This window comes from Vicinamibacteria bacterium (genome assembly GCA_035620555.1).
GTDB lineage: Bacteria > Acidobacteriota > Vicinamibacteria > Marinacidobacterales > SMYC01 > DASPGQ01.
On the sequence record DASPGQ010000229.1, the window covers coordinates 1 to 2,043 of the forward strand.

At 59.1% G+C, this 2,043-nt stretch carries 2 protein-coding genes; both read left to right on the forward strand.

The annotated features are described in order from the left end of the window. Nucleotides 1-733 (forward strand): DUF2071 domain-containing protein (locus VEK15_09765; protein HXV60967.1); only part of this gene is annotated, 733 nt, incomplete at its 5' end. Between the two features lie 498 nt (nucleotides 734-1,231). Continuing rightward, a complete protein-coding gene (locus tag VEK15_09770; GenBank protein ID HXV60968.1) occupies nucleotides 1,232-1,690 on the forward strand; it encodes a DUF3368 domain-containing protein in 459 nt (152 codons plus the stop codon). Nucleotides 1,691-2,043: the final 353 nt, after the last annotated feature.

A 2,043-nucleotide genomic window follows, 5' to 3' on the forward strand; every position in this document is an offset into this window, starting at 1 on the left:
AAGACTACAATACCGCATGTCGCGCGGCAGGCCGTGGATTCTCTCCATGACCTGGCACGACCTGCTCTTCGCTCACTTCAGAGTTCCTGAAAAGCCGCTCACGCCGCTCATTCCAAGTGGGTTGACCCTCGACACCTTCGAAGGAGAAGCCTGGCTCGGGGTCGTGCCCTTCCGCATGACCGGAGTGAAGCCGCGAGGATGTCCGGCCATTCCCGGGCTCTCGTCGTTTCTGGAGCTCAACGTCCGGACGTACGTCGTCGGCGGAGGCAAGCCGGGTGTCTGGTTCTTCAGCCTCGACGCGTCGAGCCGGCTCGCCGTGCGCGCGGCTCGTTGGTCGTTTCACCTGCCCTACTTCGATGCTCGGATGGAGCTCGAGAGGAGAAACGATACCGTTCGCTATCGATCGGAGCGGATTCACCGGAACGCACCCGGTGCCACGTTCCGGGCTTCGTACCGAGGAGTGGGCTCACCGAGAAAATCCGAGCCGGGGAGCCTCGAGCACTGGCTGACGGAACGCTACTGTCTCTACGCCGCGGACAAGCGGGGCCGCGTCTATCGAGGCGACATCCACCACGCCCCGTGGCCCCTTCGCGACGCCGAGGCCGACTTCGAATCGCTGGACATGACGCGCCTCATCGGAATCGACCGACTCGAGGGTGCTCCCCTGCTGCATTTCGCCGACCGGCTCGAAGTGGTCGCATGGCTCCTCGAGCCGATAGCTCCCTACAATTGATTGGTTGTTTTCCACGTCCTTTAGGGACTCAAGCAGCAAGCGTTCGACAGCGCCTCCTGGGCGCTTTTTATGGACGCGGGCGAAACGCCTGCGCGTCGAGTCACCGACGAGGTGGAGTCAGAAAAATCGCACGGGCTCGCTTGTTCTATAATGGAACAGCTTTATTTGCGCTGCGGCAAGGAACCATGGTTCTAAGAATTGACTTACCGGATGACGTAACTCGATCGCTCGAGAAGTGTTGGGGCGACGTTCCCCGGCACGTAATCGAAACCCTCGCGATCGAAGGATATCGGGATGGGACGTTATCTCATTATCAGGTTCAATGCATGCTCGGTTTCGAGTCACGATTCGAAGTCGACGCATTTCTGAGAGAGCATCGAGTATCTCTTCCATACGACGAGAAGGATTTGGAAAATGACGCAGAGGCCCTCCGGGACCTGAAGCCGTCCAGATCCAAGTGATCGCCGTAGCCGACACCACCCCCATCAATTACCTCACTTGATCGGCTGCACTCACCTTCTTCCCGAGCTATTCGGCGAGGTCATTGTTCCGGAAGCGGTCCGCATCGAGCTCCAGTCGAGTCATGCTCCCGAAAGCGTTCGGGATTTCATACTGGCTCCACCGAAGTGGCTTCGGGTTCAGATCGTCGAGGAGGAGGCGCTCGAATCTGCGTTCGAGCCAGAGCTTCATCGAGGGGAGCGGGAAGCGATTGCGCTCGCAGAGATCTTACCAGCCGACTATCTCATCATGGACGAGAGAGCTGGTCGCCGTGTTGCTATTCGACGACAGATCGTGGTCATCGGCACTCTCGGCATTCTAGATAAGGCGGATGCGGAAGGTCTCATCGGCGACTTTCCGGGTCTGCTGGAACGTTTGGAAGAGACCTCCTTTTACATCACTGACAGCTTGAGAGACACGCTTCTGAAGCGGCACCGAACACGCAACGAGCCTGGATAAACTGTCGTCGCGTCGCGCGGCGAAACAGCTCCGACGAATCTGGCGCTTGCGTTTGTGTCCTGTTCTCTCAGGAAAGCCGCGCTCACGAAAGCCAAGGATCCTTTGACCGGTGAGCTCGCACCGCTGTTCAACCCAGGGCGCGACACGTCGTCAGCGTGTCGACCGAGCTCTAACTTGAACGCCTTCACCTTCAGCGCCAGCGAGACAAGGAGCGTGATCGTGCTCCCCGAGGCATTGGTCGGGTCGTCCTCGGTTCAGAGTCATGGGCTACGCACCAGCGATCTCGGCGTGAGAGCGCGCCTTGCACTAGAATGAATCCATGAAGGTCCTCGTAACCGTGGTTGCGGCCGAGG